Source organism: Saezia sanguinis, assembly GCF_003991585.1.
Taxonomy (GTDB): Bacteria; Pseudomonadota; Gammaproteobacteria; order Burkholderiales; family Burkholderiaceae_C; genus Saezia; species Saezia sanguinis.
Genome location: NZ_PQSP01000214.1, coordinates 1 through 236 on the forward strand (window position 1 = coordinate 1; position 236 = coordinate 236).

At 59.3% G+C, this 236-nt stretch carries 1 protein-coding gene; it reads left to right on the forward strand.

Going from position 1 to position 236, the window contains the following annotated elements; genetic code table 11:
• On the forward strand, positions 1 to 236 hold a 236-nt coding region (locus tag CUZ56_RS15550; RefSeq protein WP_126981212.1), incomplete at both ends, for an MBL fold metallo-hydrolase.

Consider the following 236-nt stretch of genomic DNA (forward strand, 5'->3'; position numbering starts at 1 on the left):
CCCATCACCACTACGACCACAGCGGTGGCCTACCCGGCATCACCGATGCTGAAGTGTGGATGCACGAGGCTGCGCTAGCTCACTGTCCCGACCTCCATGTCGACCACCCCGTATCTCTTATGGCGTATGTGAATTTGGGAGGATTGGGTGCCGAGGTTATCCATCCCGGCCCGGCTCACACCGACGGCGACCTCATTGTCATTGTGCGCGACGAAAAGATCACCTTCGTCGGAGAC